This is a genomic window from Adlercreutzia sp. CNCM I-6216 (assembly GCF_977113345.1).
Window position 1 is genome coordinate 168,794 of the sequence record NZ_CDSBIE010000006.1, and the last position, 20,883, is coordinate 189,676.

At 64.5% G+C, this 20,883-nt stretch carries 17 protein-coding genes and 1 tRNA gene; 1 reads left to right on the plus strand and 17 read right to left on the minus strand.

Going from position 1 to position 20,883, the window contains the following annotated elements; translation table 11 throughout:
* Positions 1 to 632: 632 nt before the first annotated feature.
* The 17 genes from ACYVRU_RS07540 to ACYVRU_RS07620 all read right to left on the minus strand — a co-directional run bounded on the left by ACYVRU_RS07540 (position 633) and on the right by ACYVRU_RS07620 (position 19,583).
* Positions 633 to 2,051, minus strand: coding sequence for an ABC transporter substrate-binding protein (locus tag ACYVRU_RS07540; protein ID WP_114539704.1), 1,419 nt, complete (start codon positions 2,049 to 2,051; stop codon positions 633 to 635).
* The gene (locus ACYVRU_RS07545; RefSeq protein ID WP_114539703.1) at positions 2,048 to 4,312 is read right to left on the minus strand and encodes a hybrid sensor histidine kinase/response regulator; all 2,265 of its coding nucleotides are present in this window, start codon (positions 4,310 to 4,312) and stop codon (positions 2,048 to 2,050) included. Before ACYVRU_RS07545 ends, ACYVRU_RS07540 begins: the two co-directional genes overlap by 4 nt.
* Before the next feature lie 192 nt (positions 4,313 to 4,504).
* A complete protein-coding gene (locus ACYVRU_RS07550) occupies positions 4,505 to 5,449 on the minus strand; it encodes a ketopantoate reductase family protein (protein ID WP_181869693.1) in 945 nt (314 codons plus the stop codon).
* A gap of 188 nt (positions 5,450 to 5,637) precedes the next feature.
* Positions 5,638 to 6,033 (minus strand): aspartate 1-decarboxylase, encoded by a 396-nt coding sequence (panD, locus tag ACYVRU_RS07555; protein WP_114539701.1) that lies wholly within the window; start codon positions 6,031 to 6,033, stop codon positions 5,638 to 5,640.
* A 4-nt stretch (positions 6,034 to 6,037) separates the two neighbouring features.
* Complete coding sequence (gene panC, locus ACYVRU_RS07560; protein WP_114539700.1) at positions 6,038 to 6,889, minus strand: pantoate--beta-alanine ligase; 852 nt, start codon at positions 6,887 to 6,889, stop codon at positions 6,038 to 6,040.
* Between the two features lie 10 nt (positions 6,890 to 6,899).
* A complete protein-coding gene (gene panB / locus ACYVRU_RS07565) occupies positions 6,900 to 7,724 on the minus strand; it encodes a 3-methyl-2-oxobutanoate hydroxymethyltransferase (protein WP_114539699.1) in 825 nt (274 codons plus the stop codon).
* A gap of 290 nt (positions 7,725 to 8,014) precedes the next feature.
* Positions 8,015 to 8,842: a pseudouridine synthase gene (locus ACYVRU_RS07570; RefSeq protein ID WP_461185939.1), complete on the minus strand. Its 828-nt coding sequence runs from the start codon at positions 8,840 to 8,842 to the stop codon at positions 8,015 to 8,017.
* Between the two features lie 12 nt (positions 8,843 to 8,854).
* The gene (gene scpB / locus ACYVRU_RS07575) at positions 8,855 to 9,760 is read right to left on the minus strand and encodes an SMC-Scp complex subunit ScpB (protein ID WP_114539697.1); all 906 of its coding nucleotides are present in this window, start codon (positions 9,758 to 9,760) and stop codon (positions 8,855 to 8,857) included.
* A gap of 6 nt (positions 9,761 to 9,766) precedes the next feature.
* Complete coding sequence (locus ACYVRU_RS07580; protein ID WP_022739663.1) at positions 9,767 to 10,558, minus strand: segregation and condensation protein A; 792 nt, start codon at positions 10,556 to 10,558, stop codon at positions 9,767 to 9,769.
* Positions 10,559 to 10,573: 15 nt separating this feature from the next.
* Entirely contained in the window at positions 10,574 to 11,254 is a 681-nt protein-coding gene (locus ACYVRU_RS07585; protein WP_114539696.1) for a site-2 protease family protein, read from the minus strand.
* Positions 11,255 to 11,338: 84 nt separating this feature from the next.
* Positions 11,339 to 13,264 carry a cation:proton antiporter gene (locus tag ACYVRU_RS07590; RefSeq protein WP_114549688.1) on the minus strand — a complete coding sequence of 642 codons (1,926 nt, stop codon included), beginning with the start codon at positions 13,262 to 13,264 and terminating at the stop codon, positions 11,339 to 11,341.
* The gene (locus tag ACYVRU_RS07595; RefSeq protein WP_114549687.1) at positions 13,265 to 13,726 is read right to left on the minus strand and encodes a tRNA (cytidine(34)-2'-O)-methyltransferase; all 462 of its coding nucleotides are present in this window, start codon (positions 13,724 to 13,726) and stop codon (positions 13,265 to 13,267) included.
* Positions 13,726 to 15,918, minus strand: a complete 2,193-nt coding sequence (locus ACYVRU_RS07600; protein ID WP_461185940.1) for an ABC-F family ATP-binding cassette domain-containing protein — start codon at positions 15,916 to 15,918, stop codon at positions 13,726 to 13,728. The genes ACYVRU_RS07595 and ACYVRU_RS07600 overlap by 1 nt, the downstream gene beginning before the upstream one ends.
* A 95-nt stretch (positions 15,919 to 16,013) precedes the next feature.
* Positions 16,014 to 17,105, minus strand: a complete 1,092-nt coding sequence (locus ACYVRU_RS07605) for a Fic family protein (protein WP_461185941.1) — start codon at positions 17,103 to 17,105, stop codon at positions 16,014 to 16,016.
* 145 nt (positions 17,106 to 17,250) lie between these two features.
* Positions 17,251 to 17,721 (minus strand): NUDIX domain-containing protein, encoded by a 471-nt coding sequence (locus tag ACYVRU_RS07610; protein WP_461185942.1) that lies wholly within the window; start codon positions 17,719 to 17,721, stop codon positions 17,251 to 17,253.
* A gap of 439 nt (positions 17,722 to 18,160) precedes the next feature.
* Positions 18,161 to 19,435: a chloride channel protein gene (locus ACYVRU_RS07615; RefSeq protein ID WP_461185943.1), complete on the minus strand. Its 1,275-nt coding sequence runs from the start codon at positions 19,433 to 19,435 to the stop codon at positions 18,161 to 18,163.
* Positions 19,436 to 19,508: 73 nt separating this feature from the next.
* Positions 19,509 to 19,583 (minus strand) — tRNA-Val (locus ACYVRU_RS07620).
* 195 nt (positions 19,584 to 19,778) lie between these two features.
* Here ACYVRU_RS07620 and trpS point away from each other — a divergent pair.
* Positions 19,779 to 20,837 carry a tryptophan--tRNA ligase gene (gene trpS / locus ACYVRU_RS07625; RefSeq protein ID WP_114539690.1) on the plus strand — a complete coding sequence of 353 codons (1,059 nt, stop codon included), beginning with the start codon at positions 19,779 to 19,781 and terminating at the stop codon, positions 20,835 to 20,837.
* The last annotated feature ends 46 nt before the right edge of the window (positions 20,838 to 20,883 follow it).

The following is a 20,883-nucleotide window of genomic DNA, read 5'->3' on the forward strand; positions in this document are numbered from 1 at the left end:
CAGTCGCCACCCATTGTATACGAAGCCGCCGCCCCCGCACCCAAACACCCACCACCGCCGCATTTTCCGCACGTCTGACGCATACCTCGGTCGTTGACAGGATTCCGCCGTGGGCTATATACTGACGAGGCTGGGTGGCTTGCCGGGGCGAACGGCGGCTACCTCGGGTTCAAGTTTATAGCTTGGCGAAGTAGCCGTTTTCCGTGCTTACCGGGAGCGGCTATTTCACTTTCTGGCCCTTACGGTCAGATCAATCACCGCAATAATCACGAGGACGAATGTCAGCAATTGCGTCCAAGTAACCATGGCAACCTCTGTCGACATGACCCAGCGCGCTTTCGCGGTAGCCTTCGATAACCTGGCAATCCTCCGCGCGCTCTTGCAGAAGGCAGAGTGGCGAATGCAACTCGCTACGGGGATAATCGTGAAGTATTCTTTGAGTCGTGCTACAATGCAGGAGAAGGCGATTGCCGCGGCTACGGCGACCGCTCCACGAATTGACTAGTATTTCGTGGTTGGAGGGTCGCCTTTAGCTACTCGGCTGAGGGCGGCTCTTTCCTCTTTCTGAGCAATTCCCTGATCAGCCCTACAATGGCCGTTACCATGGTTGCCAGTTTGACTGAAGCGCACTCCTACTCGTGCAGTTGGCTTTTGGCCCAGCCTTCGTCGATGGCGGCGTTGCAGCGCTCGTCCAAGAAGGCGGCGCACTCCTCGGGAGTCGTCTTGCCCATGAGCAGGTCGTGGATGCCGGTGTAGAAGACATCGCGCACCGTCTGGGTGTCGGGGCTGCCGCCCGTGAAATCCCATACGTTATCGGCATTGGCGCGGAACAGATCGTAGGAGGGGATATCGGCGCCATAGCGATCGGACACGCGCTTGCTCGCCGGTATCGCGCCCGCCGCATAGTCGAGCCAGCGCTCATCGGTGTACACATAGGAAAGGAAATCCTTCGCCACCTGCAGCTTCTCGGCGTCGCCGTTGTCGAAAACCTGAAAGCCCGAGGCGAAGGCGGTGGCGCTGCCGTCCGCATCGGGCCCCGGGAAGTTCACGAGCCCCACCGTGTCGCCATAGCGGGTGATGGAGGCGTTGTTCACCATGTAGATAGCCAGCTGACCTTGGCGAAACAGGCTGGAGCAATCCTCGATTTCCAAATTCTCCGCGTGCGGCGGAAACCAGCCACGCCCCACGCCGTCCTGAATCCACCGAAGCGCCGCCACGCCCTCGGGCGCCGAAAGGTTGAAATGGCCCGTCTCGTCATAGATGCTAGATCCGGCGGAGCGCAGAAGCGTCACGATATGGGTGTCGCCTTGGGAGCTGCCCGCGTACATCATCATCGGGAAGCTTCCTTTGGGAAGCGAAGCGGCGAGCGCGTCCAAAATGCGCGTCCACTCGTCCAGCGACCAGGCGGTGATCTTCCCTTCGGCGACGAACTCCCCAAGCCCCGCGTTGCGGAACATCTCCTTGTTGTAGGCAAGCACGTTCTGGCGCGCCAGATAGGGCATCATATATGCGCGGCCCTCCACCACGCCCATGTTCCACAAGTCGTCGAAGAGGTCGTCGCGGATAGCCGGGGCGACAACGTCGTCCAGCGGCACGACGCGCCCGGTGCGAATGTAGGTGGAGATATTGAAGTAATCGCCGTAAAGCACATCCGGCGCCTTATCCGTGTCGAACGACCCCTTGACGGCCTCGTCGTACTGGTTCTGCTCGAAGACGACGACCTCGACGTCGACGGGCCTCTCGTAGTCGCGTTGGAACCCCTCGGCCATGCCCTGAATGACCGTTTCCACCTGGCTGATTGAGTCGTCGAAGACGACGTCGTGGCCCGTGCGGGGCACCTTGATCACCAGACGAACGGGCGCGGCACCCGTGAAGGGCAGGCTGTTGCAACCGGCGAGGGACAGCGTCCCTGCGGCCGCAAGGAAGGCCGCTCCCGCGCAGAAGGCGCGGCGGGTCATGCCGCGACGAGGGATCGGCGGCACGACGCTTTGCGTCGGCGGAAATGCCGGCTCGATCATCCCGCGATGTATTCTGCGGCTCTCGCTACTCATGAGGCACCGCCCTTCCGAACGGCCTCGAGCTTTTGCAGCATGACCGTCACGTTCAAAGGCTTGCTGAGGAAGTCGTCCATGCCCGATGCCAAAGCGCGATTGCGATCTTCGGCGAACGTGGAGGCCGTGCAGGCGAAGATGCGCACCGTCTTGGCATCGGCTCGCTTCAGATCGCGGATCGCGCGAGAGGCCTCGTAGCCGTCCATGACCGGCATCTGGGCGTCCATGAGGATGGCCGCGAAATGTCCCGCCGGCGATTCGGAGAACAGGCGCACGGCCTCCTCGCCGTTTTCGGCCACGGTGATGGAGAAGCCCTCCTCGGTGAGGATGGACGAGATGATGTCGGCGTTCAGCTCGTTGTCCTCGGCCACGAGGATCTCGACGGGCGCCCGAGCGGCTTCGGCGCCAGACGGCGAGGAGACGGCCCGAACGGCTCCGGGGGCCCCGGGGGCTTCGGCGACTCTGGCGGTTTCGGCGACTTCGCCCTCCGCCCCTTCCGCGCGTTCTGTGCCTCCCCTGCCTTCCGCGCCTTCTACGCTCGGCGAAATCAGCGAGGGCGCCTGAGCAAGCGTCGGCTCATCGCCATTCGCGACAGTGGGAAGCGTCACGATGACGGTGAAGCAGGAACCGCACCCCGGCTCGCTTTCCACCGTGATGGAGCCGCCCATCTGTGTCATGAGCAGGTAGCTGATGGACATGCCCAGCCCCGTGCCCTTCTGGGAATCGCTGTTGCGGTTACGCTCTTGCGTGAAGGCGTCGAAGACGTGCTCGGCGAACTCCTTGGTCATGCCGCAGCCGGTATCGGCGATCGACACCGTGAGCACGGCCTCATTCCCCGACGCGTACACCGCCTCGTGCACCTTCATGGTGATGCGGCCGCCCTCGGGCGTGAACTTCACCGCATTCGACAGGATGTTCATGAGAACCTGCGACAGGCGCACCTCGTCGCCTCGAAGCCACGGGTGCTCGACTGTGCGCGACAGCTCGAAGCGGATCCCGCGGTCGGCCATGGGCCCGCGCTGCATCTCGCAGACATTGTCGACCAGCGCGTTCACGTCGAAGGGCTCGCTCGTCAAATCGACCTTGCCGGCCTGCAGCTTCGACATGTCCAGGATGTCGTTCACGAGCGATAGCAGGTACTGGGCGGCCTTGCCGAGCCGATTCACATAGTCGCGCATGGCGGTGGCGTCGTCCACGTGCCGCTCCATCAGATGGTTCAGGCCGATGATGCCGTTTAAGGGCGTGCGGATCTCGTGGCTCATGTTCGAAAGGAACTCCGTGCGCGCGACGGCCTCGGCCCGAGCCTGGATCGACTGCCTCATGAACCGGTAGATGACCGCCAGCATGATGGAGATGACCGCCACCATGGCCCCGAGCATGCCCACCGTCATGGCGATAAAGGGGGCGAAGCGCTGGCTGAACACCTCCGTCGGAACCGTCATGATGAACGACCACTCGGTACCTGCGACCGGCGCGAAGGACATGACGAGATCCTCGCCGGCGCTCGTCGTGCAATTGATGACGAAGCTCTCGCCCGCGGCGATGTTGCGGCGGATGTCCTCCACCGTGACGCCGTCGTCGATGCGGCCGGCCTCGAGCGTGTCGTAGAAGTTGTCGCGCCCGGCCAGATCGGTGGCAGGGCTGGCGCTCACGATGTAATAGCCCCGCGCGTTCACGACCGAGGAGACGCCCTGACCGTCGAAGCTCTCGATGACCAGCTGGCTGGAGATGGTGGACAAGTCGCTGCGGGCGAGCATGGCCACGAAGGTTCGCCCGCCGATTTCTGTATCGGGCAGGCGGATGCCGAAAATGAGGGACTCCTTGGTGGTTTCCAGCCGGCCGTTCTCGTCGTCGTAGAGCATGGCGAAGTGCTCCCGCCCGTCTTCCATGAGCTCGTCGTAGGCGTGCTCGTCGGCACCGAGGCGCACGTACGAGCTGCTGTAGAGCGTGCCGTCGGCTTCCATGAGATAGACCGCGTTGAACATGGCCGACGAGGCCGCCTCCAGGTTCAGCTGCTCCTGAGCCTCGTGCACCGTCTGCACGTCGTAGACCTCGAGGCGGTCGGCCACCGCGCCCAGGCGCGCGTAGCAATTGTTCAGCGTGCCCTCGATGGTCTCCACGTCGTGGCGGGATATCTCGTCCACGGAGGTCATGAGGTTGCCGGCGACCGTCGCGGAGAGTTGGGCCAGGTAGACGCAGACCGCGACGACAATGACGACCGCCGCGGCCGATACGATGGCGATGTACTTTCTGCGCTCCAAAAGCCGTCCTTGTGCATGCTTGTTATTCCTGCGTCAGTTTATCACTGAAAACAAGCGGTCACGAGAACGTAACTCGACGGTGAACTTGAAAGGGCCGGGGGATACCCGCAGGCTGAATTCGTAGGGGGCGACCTTGGTCGCCCCTCTCAGGCGAGATTAACGTGCTTGACGAGGGCGAACCGAGGTTCGCCCCTACGAGAAGGAGCTTTCGAGTTCCTTGATGGCGGCGTAGAAGCGCTCGTTTTGCGGCGTGGGGATGCCATGGGCCGCGCCCAGGCGGTTGATGGTGCCCGAGAAGAGCTCCACCTCGGTGGGACGGCGCGCCAGCACGTCCTGGCGCAGGCTCGGCATGCCGGCAGGATTCAGGTGGTCGATGATGTCGAGCCAGTAGGCCACATCATCGTCGGTGAGCGCGATGCCGCAGGCCCGGCCCACGGCGGCCACCTCCCCCATGGCGGCGATCATGGCCTCGCGCGCCTCGCCGGGGACGTGGATGCCGTTAAAGCAGCAGTCGTAGACGGCGCAGGCCTGGTTCACCCCCACATTGCAGATGAGCTTGCCCCACAGCTGATGCTGGATGTCCGCGGGCACGATGAAGGGCTGCTCGACGGCGGCGAGCCATTCCGTGACACGAGCGAGGTTCGCCCGTTGGGCCGCATCCTCGGGGTCGCGAACGCCAAGGGCCATCACGCCCACGCAGCCGGCGGTTACTACCGCGCCCACCTTGCGAGAATCCATCTGCTGGGCGATGCACAGAAGCACGCGGTCCCAGCCGAAGCGCTCCGCGAGCACCTCTTCGCTCGTGATGCCGTTGAGCACCGAGATGACGGCGGTGTCCAGGCTGACGAGCGGAGATGATTGCTCGATGGCCTCGGGCAACGCGCCGTACTTCACGGCGTACAACACAACGTCGAAGGGCTGCACCGCGGCGCGCTCGGCCGCTTCCTCGTAAGTCAGGTAAGTGACCCGGATGGGCTCGCCGTTGAACGTGGCGGCCTCGGCACGGTAGCGCTCGGTGCGAGCCGCATCGGCGACCACGAAGACGCGCTCGGGCCCCATAGCGGCCCCGAAGCAGGCGGCGTACATGGCCCCCAGCGACCCGAACCCGACAATGGCGACATTTTCAATAGGCTTCATAAGAGCCTCCTTATATTCAATCATGGCAAAGCGCAGCGGGAACACGGGGCGCCTTGACCGAGCGAGTTCCGCAGATGGTATCGAAGGCGCAACGACGCAGGGAAAAGGCGACCTTGGGCCTTCGATACCATCGAGGACCGTCTGAGCGAATCAAGGTGCCCCGTGGTCCCGCCCCCGAGGAGTCGCTCCTACATATCTTCCAAACGCCCATGTTTCTCGTAGCGGGTGACGCGGGCGATGCGGTTGTCGTCATCCACAAACACCACGCGCGGGGCGTTGTCGGGATCGGCGAACTCCTCAGGGGTCATCTGCGCGTAGCACATGATGATGACCTTGTGCCCCGGCTCCACGCAGTGGGCTGCCGCGCCGTTCACACAGATCATGCCGCTTCCCGGCTCGCCGGCGATGACGTAGGTCTCGAAGCGGTTGCCGTTGTCGATGTCGACGACCTGCACCTTCTCGTACTCCAGGATGCCCGCGGCCTCGGCCAGGGCCGCATCCACGGTGATGGAGCCGACGTAATCGAGCTCGGCCTGCACCACCCGGGCGCGATGGATCTTCCCCTTCAGAACGTTCAGCAGCATGGAGCTAGTTCCCTTCCTCGAAGATGAAGTTGTCGATGAGGCGCGTGTTCCCGATGTAGACGGCCATGGCTATAAGCGCCATGGCGCCGATGGCGTCGGTCGGCTGCATGGTCGCCCCGTCGACGACTTCCACGTAATCGATGCGGGCCAGCGGCTCGGCCTCGATGATGCCGCTCATGAGTGCCTTGAGCACCGCCGCGTCGCGCTCCCCCGCTTCCACGGCCTCCTTCCCGGCGAAGACGGCCCGCGACAGCACGAGGGCCGCCTGGCGCTCCTCCGCGCTCAGGTAGGCGTTGCGCGAGCTTTTGGCCAGACCGTCGGCCTCGCGCACGATGGGGCAGCCGACGACGGTCACGTTCATGTTCAGGTCGGCCACCATGCGCTTGATGATGGCGAGCTGCTGGGCGTCCTTCTGGCCGAAGAAGGCGCGGTGCGGCTGCACGATGTTGAAGAGCTTCGTGACCACCGTACACACGCCGCGGAAGTGCCCCGGGCGCGAGGCGCCGCACAGCGAGTCGGTAAGCGTCTCCATAACCACGAAGGTGTTGTGGGCCGGGGCATACATGTCGTCCACTTCCGGATGGAAGACGACGTCGACGCCGTGGCGCTCGCAGATGCGCGCGTCGCGCTCGAGGTCGCGCGGGTAGGCTTCGTAGTCCTCGCCCGGCCCGAACTGGATGGGGTTGACGAACACCGAGACGACGACGCGGTCGCTCGCCTCGCGGGCGGCGTCCATGAGGCTCTCATGCCCCTCGTGCAGCGACCCCATGGTGGGAACGAGCCCGATGGAGAGCCCCTCGGCCTTCCAGGCGGCCGCCCGGGCCTTCATGTCCGCGACGGTGCGAATGATCTCCATGGCCGGCCTCCTAGAGGGTTTCCAGCACGCCCGCGGGGGCGGCGTAGGTGTGCTCGGCGGCAGGGAAGGTGCCATCTTTCACGGCGGCGTCGTAGGCGCGGTAGGCGTCCAGCATCACATCGCCCACCTCGGCGAAGCGCCGCACGAACTTCGGCGTGAAGTCGTGGAACATGCCGAGCATGTCCTGGTTCACGAGCACCTGGCCATCGCAGCCCGCGCCGGCACCGATGCCGATGGTGGGGATGGTCAGCTCCGCCGACACGCGGGCGGCCAGCTCGGCGGGGATGGCCTCCAGGACCACGGCGAAGGCGCCGGCCTCTTCCACGGCATGGGCGTCCTCTAAAAGCTTGCGCGCCGAGTCGGCCGTCTTGCCCTGCACTTTGAAGCCGCCCAGCGCGTTGATGCCCTGGGGCGTCAGCCCGATGTGGGCGCACACGGGGATCTGGCAGTCGACGATGGCGCGGATGCGGTCGGCCACTTCCACGCCGCCCTCCAGCTTCACGGCGTTGGCGCGGGCCTCCTTCATGAGGCGCCCCGCGTTCACCACCGCGTCATAGACGCTGGACTGATACGACATGAAGGGCATATCGACGACAACGAGCGCGTTCTTGGCGCCGCGGGCCACAGCGGCGCCGTGGTGGATCATGTCCTCCATCGTCACCGACACGGTGTCGCCCAAACCGAGAATGACGTTGCCGAGCGAGTCGCCGACGAGGATGGAATCAATGCCGGACTCGTCCACGAGCCGTGCCGTGGTGTAGTCGTAGGCGGTGATCATCGAGATCTTCTTGCCCTCGGCCTTCATTTTGAGAAACGTCGATACGGTAACACTCATGGTTACTTCCTTTCGATCCTGTCGCCCCGGGCCCTCCCGGGTGCAACGGTATCCTTCACTGGCGCGTATTATAAGCTCTGACGCCGGCGCAGCATCCCGAAATGTTGGTGATTTCGATCAGATTTGCCGATACTGCCATTCTTGCGATCTATAAGAAAGCCGGCTGCGACCCGCGCCCCCACAAGAGGTCGACGTTGGCGCGCGTCGCGGATCGCGCCGGGACGCGGATCGGCTCAGATACTCGCAGACGCCGGAACATGGGCCAAACCAAGCCCTCGCCGGCGCCCGAGCTAGGACGCGAGCTCCTTGAGGCGCGCCACTTCCGCTTCCGCGAGCGGACGGGAGGCACCCCGGGGCAGATTCCCCAGGGCAAGGGGGCCGAAGGCCTCGCGATGCAGGGCGATCACCGGATGCCCCACGGCGTCCAGCATGCGGCGCACTTGGCGGTTGCGGCCCTCGCGCAAGCGCACTTCCACGTAGGATCCCCCGGCGGCAAGCGCGTCGCGGCCGCGCTTGCCGCCGTGGCGCTGACGGTAGCCGCTGGCACCGGTCCCCTCGCCGATGAGCTGCGCGGCCCGGCGGCCATCGGCGCCCTCGAGCACGCGCACGCCCGCTGGCAACGTGAGGCCATCGTCCAGCAGAACCCCTTCGCGCAAGCGCCGCACGTCGCCCGCGTCGGGCACCCCTTCCACCAGAGCCAGATACGTCTTCTCCACGTGGCGCCGCGGGTGCAGAAGGCCATGGCCCAGCTGTCCGTCGTCGGTGAACAGCAGAAACCCCGTGGTGTCGGTGTCCAGCCGGCCCACGGGGAAAAGCCCCGGATGGGCGAGCAGCTCGTCGGCCATAAGCTCAGCCACGGTGGGACGCCCCTGGGGATCGCTCATGGTGGTCACATAGCCGGCCGGCTTGTGCAGCAGGAAGGTGGCGTTTTCCTTGGGCAGCGCGACGGGTGCGCCGTCCACGGCCACCGCGTCCGCGGCCGGATTAACCTTCACGCCCATTTCGGTCACTCGCGCGCCGTTCACGGTCACGCGACCGACGGCGATCAGCTCCTCGGCATGGCGCCGCGAGGCCACCCCGGCCCGCGCCAGAAACTTCTGCAACCGCATTTCGGTCATGGCGCGCGGAACTTACTCGTCGTCGGTCTCGAAGACGAGGGAGTCGAAGTCGATCTTGTCGACGACGCCAAGCGTGGAGGCGATGGCGCGGGCGAACATGGCGTCGGCGCCAGAAGTGTCGGCATGGGCAACGTCGCCGTCGGCATCAGCGCCACCATCCCCCTTTCCGTCCTCATCGCGCTCCTCCTCGAGGGCGTCCACGAGTACCCCGGCCGCCGCATCCGTGCCCTGGGCCAGCTCCTCGTCGGACAGCATGGCCTCGCCGTCATCGACCTCGAAGTCCTCGCCCATGAGCGCCCGGGCCATGGTGCGGGCCTGCTCGTCGGAGACAACCGCATCCTTGCGCGTAGCCGACAAACGCTCCGTGATGAGCCGACGCGTCTCCGCATCGGGCGCGAAATCGGCCAAGTCAGGCAGGTCGGCAGGGCTGCGCAGACCGAACTTCTCCAGAAAACCGCGGGTCGTGCCGTAGAGCACGGGATTGCCCGGTGCGTCCTCCGTGCCCACCTCGCGTACAAGCCCCTTCTCCACCAGCGAGTTGATGGAGCTGTCGGAGTTCACGCCGCGCACCGAGGCCACCCCGGCACGGGTCACAGGCTGGGTATAGGCCACGATGGCCAGCGTCTCCATGGCCGCCGCGGAAAGCTTGCGCGTATCCCAGGACAGCACGTACTTCTCGATGAGCTCGTGGTAGGCCGGATGCGTGAACAAACGCCAGCCGCCGGCCACTTCGCGCAGCTGGATGCCGGAGCCGCGGGCCTCCAGATCATCTCGCAGCCGCACGAGGGCCGCCTCCACCGCGCCCACCTCGCACTCGAGCATCTCCGCGAGCGCGATGGTACCCACGGGCTCGTCGGTCACGAAGAGCATCGCCTCCAAGGCGCCCGCCAGCTGGTCTTCCTGCAATCCTTGAAACATGCGCCTCTACTCCTCCCCCACCGACGTGAGGGCGTCGTCGCCTTCCAAACGCAAGTCGCCCGAACCCTCGATGTAGTCGATCGCGATATCGCCGAACAGCTCGTCCTGCTCGAGCCTCACCATGACGCGCTTGTACAGCTCGAGGATGGCCAGAAACGTCACTACCGCCACGTCCTTGGGCGTGCCCGGGCCCACAAGCTGCGAGAAACGCAGGTGCTTGGCCGTGCGAATGCGCTGATGAATGGCGCGCACGTGCACCTCCACGGGAATGGGCTTGGCGGCAATGTGCTCGCTTTCCAGCAGGAACACCTCGCGGCGCGCAAGGGCCGCGGCCGCCTGGTAGGCCAGCGCGTCCAGCGACACCCCTTCCAGAAAATCGGGCATGAGGCCGAGAAAGTCGGCATCGGGGCCGAAGGGGCGCGTGTGCATGCGACCCTCGGCGATGAAACGGTTGTGGAGCACCGCAGCGGCATTCTTGAACTTCTTGTATTCCATGAGGCGCTCGACCAGCATATCGCGGGCCTCGGAAGGCGCGAGCTCCGCCAAGTCGTCGTCAAGCTCGTCGCGCTCGCGCGGGATGAGGCTTTGGGCCTTGATCTCGAGCAGCGTAGAGGCCACCAGCAAAAAGTCGCTCGCCACGTCCAGATCGAGGGTCTCCATGCGCGACACCTCGGCGAGGTACTGGTCGGCGATCTCGGTGATGGAGATAGCGCCGATATCCACCTTCTGGCGGCTCACGAGGTAAAGCAGCAGGTCGAAGGGGCCCTCGAAGCTGTCGATGCGGACTTTGTAGGACATGGGCGGCGCCGTCTCTTAGGAGAAAAACGGCGGGAACATGAAATCGAACAGATTGCCGGCCGTGACCCCCAGATACCACGAGAACGGGTTGAAGTTGAACACGTAGGGCAGCACCACGATGGCGATCATGAACACGGGGAAGGCGTACTGCTGGATCTGGTAGTACTTCGGCAGGTACTTCGGCGGCAGCAGGATGGCGAAGATGGATGAGCCGTCCAAAGGAGGGATGGGCAGCAGGTTGAAGAACATAAGGTACAGGTTGATGAGAGCGAACGTGGGCAGGAACATCACGTAGAAGTAAGCGAACAGCTCGTTGTTGGCGAAGGTGGGGTTGCTGACGAGCCCCGAGCAGCCCCACGCCACCGCAGCGGCCAGCGCGGCCATGGCGAGGTTGGCGGAAGGCCCGGCCAAACCCACAATGACATCGTCGCGGCGCGGATCCTTGAAGTAGCGCGGATTGTAGGGCACGGGCTTCGCGTAGCCGAACACCGGCCAGCCCATGACCATGAGCAGAAGCGGCAGAATGACCGTGCCGAAGGGGTCGATGTGCTTGAGCGGGTTCAGCGAAAGGCGTCCGGAGCGCTTAGCCGTGGGATCGCCCAGCTTGTAGGCCGCATAGCCGTGGGCAACCTCGTGAAGCACGAGAGCCGGAATGAAGCTCAGCACCGAGCAGATGATGTAGGGAAGGTTAACCATAGCACATAAGTGTAGCGCACCGCGCGCCCTCATCATCGCGCCGCTTTCCAAACCCACAGAAACCGCCGACGAACGACAATGGCGTTAGTCGAGCACCAGTTGCTGGATGTAGACGTCGTTGCGCAGGTCCTTGGCGTGGGCGGCGTCGATGGAGCCGTCGGCCACCATGGCCTTGATGAGCTGCAGCTCGCGAACGAGGGCCTGGGCCTGCACGTCCTCTACGGCATCGTGGGTCTCGCGCATCTGCCGGAACTGGTCGGACAGGTTGGGGGCGGCCGGACCCCGCGCGCCGGGGCGATCGGCATTCAGGCGCTCGCGACGCGAACGGCGCGGACGGACGGTGCGGTCGTCGGGGGCCTCCTCTTCCACGCCGTCCTCGCTCTCGTCCCACTGGGCCGCCCGGCGGGCGATATCGTCCAACTGGTCGTAGAGGGAGCCCACCCGCGCCACCTCCGCGCGCGCCCGGGCGGCGGCCACAGGCGAGGCGGCCGGAGCGAGTTCCTCGAGAATCTCGGCGTAGCGGTGCATGACAATGACCGTGGCCGGCTCGTCGATCAGCGGCGGCGCACCTTCTCCTGATGCGCTGTTCCCGCCATTCGCAGCGTCGCCCGCTTCGGCTTCTCGCGAATCTTCCGCCGACCCCGACGCGTCCTTGACCGCGCCCGTGAAGGACGCGTCGGCCTCGACGGAGGCGATCACATCAAGCATGAGATCGATCTCGGCATCGACGCGGGCGCGGGTGCGCCGCGCGGAGTACTTCGAGGGCGCGAGCGCAGGCACCGCGAAATCCGCCAGCACGAGCGTGAGCACGATCATGCCCGAGGCGATGGAGACGAGCGTGGCCCTGCCAGCGGCGGAAAGCGCCGCGCCTGCCGTCAGCGTCAGCATGAGGGAAAGCGTGATGCCGCCCTTGGCGCCCGCTAGCGCCATGGCGAGCGTGCCGCGCAGGGCCTCGGGTGCGAAGCAGCTGCGAGCCCCCTTCCCCTGGGCGACGGCGGCCCGTATGTCCATGGCGAGCAGCCATGCGAAGCGCACCGCCTCCAGCACCAGGGTCAGCACCACCACGACGCCCAGCAGCGTCGCCGGATCGCCCAGACTCCCCTCGGCCGCTGGTTCCAGAAGCCGCGGCAGCTGCATGCCCAGCACGACGAAGATGATCCCGTTTAGCACGAACTCCAAAGTCGTCCACACGCTTTGGGCTTGTAGCTTGGTGCGGGCCGTGGCAGCCGTGTGACGCTGGGGCAGCAGGGACAGCATAAGCCCCGAGGCCACCACGGCGATGACTGCGCCGATATGCAGCGACTTCGCCGCCAGGTAGATGACAAAGGGCAAAAGCAACTCTAGCATCACGTGCAGCGTGGGGTTGTCGAGCCCCGTGCGCCGCAGCACCTGCAGAAGACCCCAGGCGAGAAGCCCCATGACAAGACCGCCGAAGAATCCGCCGAACAGGTCGAGGGCGAACTCCTCGCCGGCGTGCAGAAGCGAGAACGAGCCCGTGGCCAGAAGCGTCAGGCAGCATTGGAACACCACGGTACCCGTCACGTCGTTGAACAGGGCCTCCCCCTTGAGCAAAGCCTCATGGCGGCGGCCGAACCGACGGTCGTGGGTCAGCGCCGTGACAGCCACCGCATCAGTGGATCCCATAGCGCCGCCAAGCGCGCAGGCGGCCGCGAGCGGCACCGCCGGCAAAAGCGCGTGCAACGTCGCCCCGCAGGCAGCAACGATGGCGAAGACGAGTCCCACGGAAAGCGACGCGATGCCCCAGCGGTTTTTCCACAGGGCTCCGGAGTCCACGTGGCGCGACTCGTTGAAGTGCAGAGGCGCGATGAACAGGATGAGCAGCAACTCCGGATCGATGCCCCATTCCAACGGTGTGGGAACCGCCAGCGCGAGCGCGGCGCCGAGGGCGATCTGCACAAGCGGCAGCGACAGCGGCGGCAGGAACTTGTCTAGAATGCTCGAGGCGATGACCGCCGTCAGCAGAAACAAAATCAGCTCGAAGGTCTCCATCTACACCAACCCCGGAAAGCCCCGCTGGGCCAGCGCCTCGTAGGCAGCGATGGCCACAGCGTTGGAGAGGTTCAGGGAACGGGCGCCCTGGCGCATGGGAATGCGCCGGCAGCGGTCGGCGTGGGCGTCGATGATAGCCTGGTCGAGCCCGCGGCTCTCGCGCCCGAACAGCAGAAACGCGTCCGGTCCGTAGACGGCATCGCGATAGCCGCACGCCGCCTGTCCCGTGAAAAGGTGCAGCTCATCATCGCCGTGAGCCGCGAAGAACGCCTCGACGCACGGCCACCGCACAACCTCGACATCATCCCAATAGTCGCATCCGGCCCGCTTCAAGTTCTTCTCCGTCAGCCGAAACCCCATCGGCTCCACCAAATGCAACCGCGCCCCCACGCACGCGCACGTGCGAGCGATGTTCCCCGTATTCTGAGGAATCTCCGGTTCCACAAGAACGATGTTCAGCATTACGCCTGCTCCTGCTGACGGGCCATTTCCGCTTCCAGCTCCTCGGTGAGGGTGAACCACTCCTCCTCGGCGGCGGCCAGGCGCTGCTTCAGTTTGGCATGCTCGGCGATGGCGTCGGAGGAGGCATCCTCGTTCACGTAGAAGTCGGGGTCGGCCATCATGGCAAGCAGCTCCTCCATGCGGGCGTTGTCTCGCTCCATCTGCTCGTCCAGCTGGGCGATGCGCTTGCGGTGGTTCTTCAGGGCGGCATAGGCGCGGTTGCGGGCCTCGGCCTCGCGGCGCTTCTGCTCCTTGGTCTTCGGCGCGCTGCCTTTGGGCGCGGTGAGCTGCACATCACCGCCCTTGGGGGCCGTCGTGACCCCGGAGCCCTTCACAGCTGCGGAGGGCTGACCGAGGTCAGCCCCTACGGAACCATCCCGAGCAGCCGCCGAGCTCGAGCCTTGGCGGTCGCGGCGGCGGTTCACGGTGATCTTCGTGGGGGCCGCCGCACCAGCGCGGCGCTTCTCGGGGGCCGCGCCGCTCCCCTTCCCGTGGATGCCCGCATCGGCCAGGGCCTCGTCCACCACCGAGCGGTCGGCGTCCACGTCGCCATCGAGCTGGCCCGACTTGTACAGGTAGTAGTCGTAGTCGCCCTCGTAGTTGGTGATCTGGCCGTCCTTCACCTCCACGATGCGGTTGGCCACCCCGCGGATGAGATGCCGGTCGTGGGTGATGAACAGGATGGTGCCGTCGAAGTGCTGCAAGGCCTGCTCAAGCACGTCGGCGCTGGAGATGTCCAAGTGGTTGGTGGGCTCGTCCAAGCACAGCAGGGGCTTGGGGGCCACGAGCATCTTCGCCAGGGCGAGACGCCCCTTCTCGCCGCCGGAGAGCACCGACACCTTCTTGTCCACGGCGTCCCCCGTGAACAGAAACGCGCCCAGCAGGCTGCGCACCTGGGAGATGGACCAGCCGGGCGCGGCATGATCCAGCTCCTCGAAGACGGTGTTTCCCGCGTGCAGCTCTTCCAGCTGGTGCTGGGCGTAGTAGGTGAGATCGACGTTCACGCCATAGTCGATGGTGCCCGCATCGGGCTTTTCCACGCCGGCAATCATCTTCAAAAGCGTCGACTTGCCCGCGCCGTTGGGGCCCACGAGCGCCACCTTGTCGCCGCGGTACATCGTGAAGTCGATGCCGTCGTACACCGTGTGGTCGCCGTAGCGCTTCACGAGACTACGCGCCCGCACCACCTCATCTCCCGTGCGCGGCGGCTGCACGAAGTTGAAGTGCACCGTCTTCTTCTCCTCGGGGATGACCGGCAGCGTCTCCTTGATCTTCTCGATGCGCCGCTCGCGTTCCTGGGCCTGCTTGGCCTTGGTGGCCTTGTAGCGGAAGCGGTCGACGAAGGCCTGCAGATGCGCGATCTCCTCCAGCGACTTCGCTCGCTCGGCCTTGATGCGCTCCAAGCGCTCCTCGCGTGCCACCAGGTACTTCGAGTAGTTGCCCTTGTACAGGTTCACTTCCCCGTTGTCGATTTCCGCCACGCGGTCGACCATGTTGTCCATGAAGGCGCGGTCGTGAGAGACCACGATGACGGTGCCGGCGTAGCCGCGCAGGAAGCCCTCGAGCCACTTCACCGATTCCAGATCGAGATGGTTCGTCGGCTCGTCGAGCAGCAGCACCTCGGGGTTGCGGATGAGCAGTTTCGCAAGCGCGATGCGCATCTGCCAACCGCCGGAGAACTCGGTGGTGGAACGGGTCATGTCGCGCTCGGTGAAGCCGAGGCCGAACAGCACGCTTCGCACCTTCGACTCCAGCGAGTAGCCGCCGAGCATCTCGTAGGCGTCCCGCGCCCGGCCCACGGCCGCCAGCTGAGCTTCGGTGGGGTTCGCGCCCAGCTCCGCCTCCAGCTTGTGCAGGCGCTGCTCCGCTTCAAGAACCTCGGTCTGGGACGAGATGACCTCTTCGAAGACGGGCAGGTCCCCCATCTCGATGGCCTCCTGCTCCAGATAGCCCACGCGCGCCCCCTTGGCGAAGAGCACGCGCCCCTCGTCCGGATCGTCCTCGCCGGAGATAATGTTGAGCAGCGTCGTCTTGCCCGCGCCGTTAGGGCCCACGAGCGCCAGCCGGTCGTACTCTTCCAAGCGGAACGTCACGTCATGGAACAGCGTGCGGCCGCCGTAGGATTTCGAAAGATGTTCAGTTTGCAGGATCATAAGCGTTTCCCGAATCAGTCGTCGAAGGGCGAGTCCGAGCCGCCCCGCTTTTGCCAACTGCATAGTGTAGCGCATCCGCGCAACGATGCGCCCCGCTATGCCTTTCGGTACTTCTGAAAACGGCTGTTGGGCTTATTGGGAACTGTCCGCACCACCCGTCCGCTGTCGAGCGCAGGGACCACGTAGTTTCTCATAATGTTCTTACGATCAGAAAGTCCCAAGGCCTCGGCGATCTGTCGCAACGAAAGCTCCTTATCGCCGAGAACATCGAGCAGCCTCAACACTTGGGGGGTGACTTGGGGGGCGACTTGGGGGATATGCATCTCGCCATCCCCTGTCGCATTGACGTCGCCGACCCAATCGATGTGCAGATACCGGTTCTTCAAATCGTGGCTCGCACCGAGAAGAGCATTCTCGAAGAATGCTTCCAGATAGCGGGTCGTCTCGTGCACATCCTGGTCGAGGTTGGTGTAGTTGGCCCGAACCAGAGCGTTGCGGAAGTACCAGGAGTGATCCGCGAACGGCTCATTGCCGATCTCCAACCCCATGGCATTCAGATACTTGATGATAAAAACGGCCGTGGTACGCGTGTTGCCCTCGCAGAAGGGGTGAATCTGCCAAATACCCGAGGCGAAAGCGGCAATGTGCCGGGCCACCTCCAACTTCGACAGCCCCTGATAGGAGAAGGCGCCCTCCTTCTCGAAATCATATTCGAGGGTTTCGGGGATGATGTTCCACGAAGAGTAGCGTACCGTATCGCCCTTCAGAACCCATTCGTTCTTTGTGATGTTGTATCGGCGATAGGCACCGGCCTCCTTCAGAAGGCCCTTGAACAACCGTCCATGAATTGATTTCAATTCCGAGGGAGAGAAGGTGAACGCCCGCTCACCCAATATTTCGGCAATGCGTGACGAGACGACGTCGGCCTCCTCGCTTTCCAGCTCCGCTTGGGTGCGCTGGTCGCGCTGCTGATAGTACGTGGCGATGCGCGACTGAACTTGGTCGATAGACAGTTCGCCTTCGATGTGCTCTTTCGCCGTATCGAGCAGATACTGGGAAGGTGTCAGGCCGTCCACGTCCTGAAGGCCGATGGCCACTTGCCACAGCTCCGCTCGGCGAGCGCGATCAGGCTCGCCTTCGCGAATATATTCCTCCAGCTCGAAGGCCCAAGGCTTCATGTCGGTCATCGCAGCGTCGCAACCTTCCCATCGCAGTCGGTCAGCTTCGAATATAACCTTAAATCCACCGCCTTCGCAAGGGCGTCTCACTTCGAAAACGCAATGTGGCAGCGAATCACCCCAGGAAGCGTTGAGCGAAACAGTGCCCAAGGAGTTAGGGCTGCAAATCTATCGCTAGCTCGAAGGCCTTCCGATAGACGGGCTCCGCCTCCCAGCCTTTCGCCTCGACTTCTTCCAGGGTGAGCCATGCGAAGGACTCGTGCTCGTGGCTCAGACGCACGTCGCCGGAGCGCCAGCGGCAAACGAAGTCGACGCCGAGAATCCGTCGCCCCGGGGCGCGCATCGTCCAGGCATTGAAGGGCTCACCGACCTCGATTTCCAGCCCGGTCTCCTCGCGCACCTCGCGCACCAGCGCCTCCTGCCAGCTCTCGCCCGCTTCCACGCATCCCCCCGGAAGATCCTCCTCGAGATCGGGCGCGATGCTGAGACGGCGCGCCGCATCGGGCTTGAACAGGAACAGCATGCGGCCGTCCTTGAAGACGCACCCTTTCACCGCAACGCGCTCCCTCGGCTTCGACGCCGCGGCCCCGTCGGGGCCATCGGTTTCATGTTGGAGATGCGCCACGGCTGCCTCCTCAAGTAGGTTCTTCCAAGACCCCCCTACCATAGCAGAGAGCTCCTCAATTCGTGCGCTCAGACTCCTTCGGTTCACGAAGTGCTGCTTTTCTGCACGAGATCTCGAGTTATAAGCGTCTAGAAGAGGCGGAATTAACGAGCAGCGATATCCCCAGCATCTAATGAAGCAGTTTCCGAGAGAACAGACGCTTACAACTCGAGATTTGCTGCATTTTGCCGGCGGTTCGCCGGCCGGAGCCGCCTACAGCTCGTCGACCGAAGCCGTCTACAGCTCCTCGATCTTATCGACTGCGAAAAACGCCATCCATAGAAAGCTAACATCGCGATCGGAATACGAGGCGACGAGGAACGAAACCAGAAGACGGTCGCAAGGAGCGTCGCCCGGGCCAAGAATCAAACCCGACAAGGAGCGTCGCCCGGGCAGAGAATCAAACCCGAGAGAACGCCTTCGGAACCGGAACGGCGGCGCCCAAGCACGCAGCGGCAAGGACGAAGACAACGGCTTTCGCGGGAAAGCACAGGATGAGCAGCAAGGCCACCATCAGCGGCTGGCGCATAGCTGCGCCCAGAAGGGCCGCCGTGCTGACAGAGAGCGCGAAGACCGGGTCGATGCCAAAGAGCCCGGCGGCGGCATAGCCGATGGCGATCCCCGAGAAGATGAGCGGGAAAAAGTGACCGCCACGCCAACCGAGTCCGAGGCACACCTGGCTGGCCAGCACCTTGAGAAACCCCGTCGCGAGCAAGACCCCAGCACCGAGGGCCGTCCACTGCTGCGCCAGCATCTCGGTCTGGGCCTCGCCGGCGAACAGGGTAAAGGGGAGGAAGATCCCGAGAACTCCCAGTATCGCGCCAGCAACGACCGCCTTCACTACGACGCGATCGCCGAGCCGCGCGGACAGCTTGCCCACGGCCCAGCCGAAGCCATGAAAGAGCCAGCCGGCGCAGGCGCCGAGCGCGACGACGGGAAGTGCCCAGGCGAGTTCGGATGTCCCCACTGCCATGGCGGAGAAGTGCGGCAGCCCCGAACCGCTGCCAGCCACCTCGTTGAGCAGCATGAACGCCCCCAGCGCCCCGGCCACGGAGAGCAGGTACACCGCCGTTTTGACCGGTTTGGAAACCTGGGGCGCGGAAACCACGGTCGCAGCGGACGCGCCGCCCCCATGCCGACGCCCGTCGGCATCGTCCGCATAGCCGAACAGCGGCGCCGCCAGGCCGAACAACGGGGCCGAGAAGATCGTCGACAGAATGGCCGCCGTGCCCGCGTTCGCCAGCTCGCGCATCTCGGCGCCCACGAACTTGAGTCGGTCCCCCACCCAGCTGCAAAGCCCCGCCACCACGCCGGTGAGGCCAGCCTCGGGCCCGATGCTGCCGCCAAACAAAAGCGGCAGAAGCGCGCCAACGAACATAGCGCCCAGATGCCGATACTCATAGCGCCCGGTTTTCTTCACCTCGGCGAGCACCGTGTTCATATCATCGGGGTACGGCCCCACGTTCTTTTGAAACAATCCAATGGCAACGCCGCCCACAACGCAGAAGGCAAGCGGGTACACGACAGCGGGCATCCCTATCGCCGCCAGCCACGCCGGCGCCTTCACCCACAAAAGATCGAGGCCCGCGTTCATGAGAAAGAAGAACGCCCAGCAAAACGCCCCGGCGCAAGCTCCGAGCATCACGGTCACCACAGCAAACGCAATCCGTTTCACGACGGCTTCCTTTCCCGGGCGAAAAGCTCTTTGGATACGAAAAAGGCCCCTCCGAGGAGGGGCCTGCTGTTTATGGTGGTCGCTACAGGATTTGAACCTGTGACCCCCGCCGTGTGAAGGCGATGCTCTCCCGCTGAGCCAAGCGACCGAAGGGTTTTCGCAATTCACTGGGTGACTTGCGACGGCTGTATATACTACACGGATTCCGCGGCGCGCGCAAGGGGGAATCTTGTATACTATCCCAACATATTCACAATTCCACCGTTTGGCGGCTCTTCCCGCGCTTTCAGTGCCGAAGCCGCCCACCCTGAAACGGCGCACGAGAAAGAGAGGATCCGCCCCCATGGCAAGCGATTTGACGAGCGACACCTTCCTCGCCTCCAAGAAGATCAGCGACGAGATCAAGGCCGATCTGGCCGTACACCCGGAGAAATACACCATGCTCACGGGCGACCGCCCCACGGGGCGTCTGCACATGGGCCACTACTTCGGCACTATCCGCGAGCGCGTCGCTTTGCAGAACGCCGGCGTCACCACTCGCATCATCATCGCTGACTACCAGGTCATCACCGACCGCGACACCACGGCCAACATCGCCGACAACGTGCACAACATGGTCATCGATTATCTGGCCTGCGGCATCGATCCGGAGAAGACCATCATCTTCACGCACTCCGCCGTGCCGGCCTTAAACCAGCTCATGCTCCCCTTCCTGTCGCTCGTCACCGAATCAGAGCTCATGCGCAACCCCACGGTGAAGGCCGAGCAGGAGGCCTCGGGCCACGCGCTCACGGGCCTGCTCCTCAGCTACCCGGTGCACCAGGCCTGCGACATCCTGTTCTGCAAGGGCAACGTCGTGCCCGTGGGGAAAGACCAGCTGCCCCACATCGAGCAGACCCGCCAGATCGCCCGCCGCTTCAACGAGCGCTACGGGCGGGTGTTCCCGGAGCCCCACGGACTTCTCACCGACGCCGTGGAAATCCCCGGCCTCGACGGGCGCAAGATGTCGAAGAGCTACGGCAACGCCATCGCCCTTTCGGCCACGGAGGAGGAGACCGCCAAGCTCATCAAGAAGTCGCAGACCGACTCCGAGCGCATGATCACCTTCGATAAGGAGAACCGTCCCGGCGTCTCGGCCCTGCTGACCACGGCGGCGCTGACCACCGGCCGCACCGAAGAGGACATCGCGGCAGAAATCGGCAACGACGGCGCCGGCGCGCTCAAGCGCTACGTGACCGAGTCGGTGAACGCATACCTGGCGCCCATCCGCGAGCGCCGCCGCGAGCTGGAAGGGCAGCCGGAGATGGTGCGCGAGATCCTGCACGAGGGCAACCGCCGCGCCAACGAGATCGCCAACGCCACCTTGGACGAGGTGCGCGAGGCCATGGGCATGGTGTACTAGCCGCCGCAGGCAAGCCTCATCGACGCCGCGCGACCACGGCGCCCCC

Bases quoted from the DNA above. Each gene is read 5' to 3' on its own strand.
- ACYVRU_RS07540 (WP_114539704.1), bottom strand. From the start codon at position 2,051: ATGAGTAGCGAGAGCCGCAGAATACATCGCGGGATGATCGAGCCGGCA.
- ACYVRU_RS07550 (WP_181869693.1), bottom strand. From the start codon at position 5,449: ATGAAGCCTATTGAAAATGTCGCCATTGTCGGGTTCGGGTCGCTGGGG.
- panD (WP_114539701.1), bottom strand. From the start codon at position 6,033: ATGCTGCTGAACGTTCTGAAGGGGAAGATCCATCGCGCCCGGGTGGTG.
- panC (WP_114539700.1), bottom strand. From the start codon at position 6,889: ATGGAGATCATTCGCACCGTCGCGGACATGAAGGCCCGGGCGGCCGCC.
- panB (WP_114539699.1), bottom strand. From the start codon at position 7,724: ATGAGTGTTACCGTATCGACGTTTCTCAAAATGAAGGCCGAGGGCAAG.
- ACYVRU_RS07570 (WP_461185939.1), bottom strand. From the start codon at position 8,842: ATGACCGAAATGCGGTTGCAGAAGTTTCTGGCGCGGGCCGGGGTGGCC.
- scpB (WP_114539697.1), bottom strand. From the start codon at position 9,760: ATGTTTCAAGGATTGCAGGAAGACCAGCTGGCGGGCGCCTTGGAGGCG.
- ACYVRU_RS07580 (WP_022739663.1), bottom strand. From the start codon at position 10,558: ATGTCCTACAAAGTCCGCATCGACAGCTTCGAGGGCCCCTTCGACCTG.
- ACYVRU_RS07585 (WP_114539696.1), bottom strand. From the start codon at position 11,254: ATGGTTAACCTTCCCTACATCATCTGCTCGGTGCTGAGCTTCATTCCG.
- ACYVRU_RS07590 (WP_114549688.1), bottom strand. From the start codon at position 13,264: ATGGAGACCTTCGAGCTGATTTTGTTTCTGCTGACGGCGGTCATCGCC.
- ACYVRU_RS07595 (WP_114549687.1), bottom strand. From the start codon at position 13,726: ATGCTGAACATCGTTCTTGTGGAACCGGAGATTCCTCAGAATACGGGG.
- ACYVRU_RS07600 (WP_461185940.1), bottom strand. From the start codon at position 15,918: ATGATCCTGCAAACTGAACATCTTTCGAAATCCTACGGCGGCCGCACG.
- ACYVRU_RS07605 (WP_461185941.1), bottom strand. From the start codon at position 17,105: ATGACCGACATGAAGCCTTGGGCCTTCGAGCTGGAGGAATATATTCGC.
- trpS (WP_114539690.1), top strand. From the start codon at position 19,779: ATGGCAAGCGATTTGACGAGCGACACCTTCCTCGCCTCCAAGAAGATC.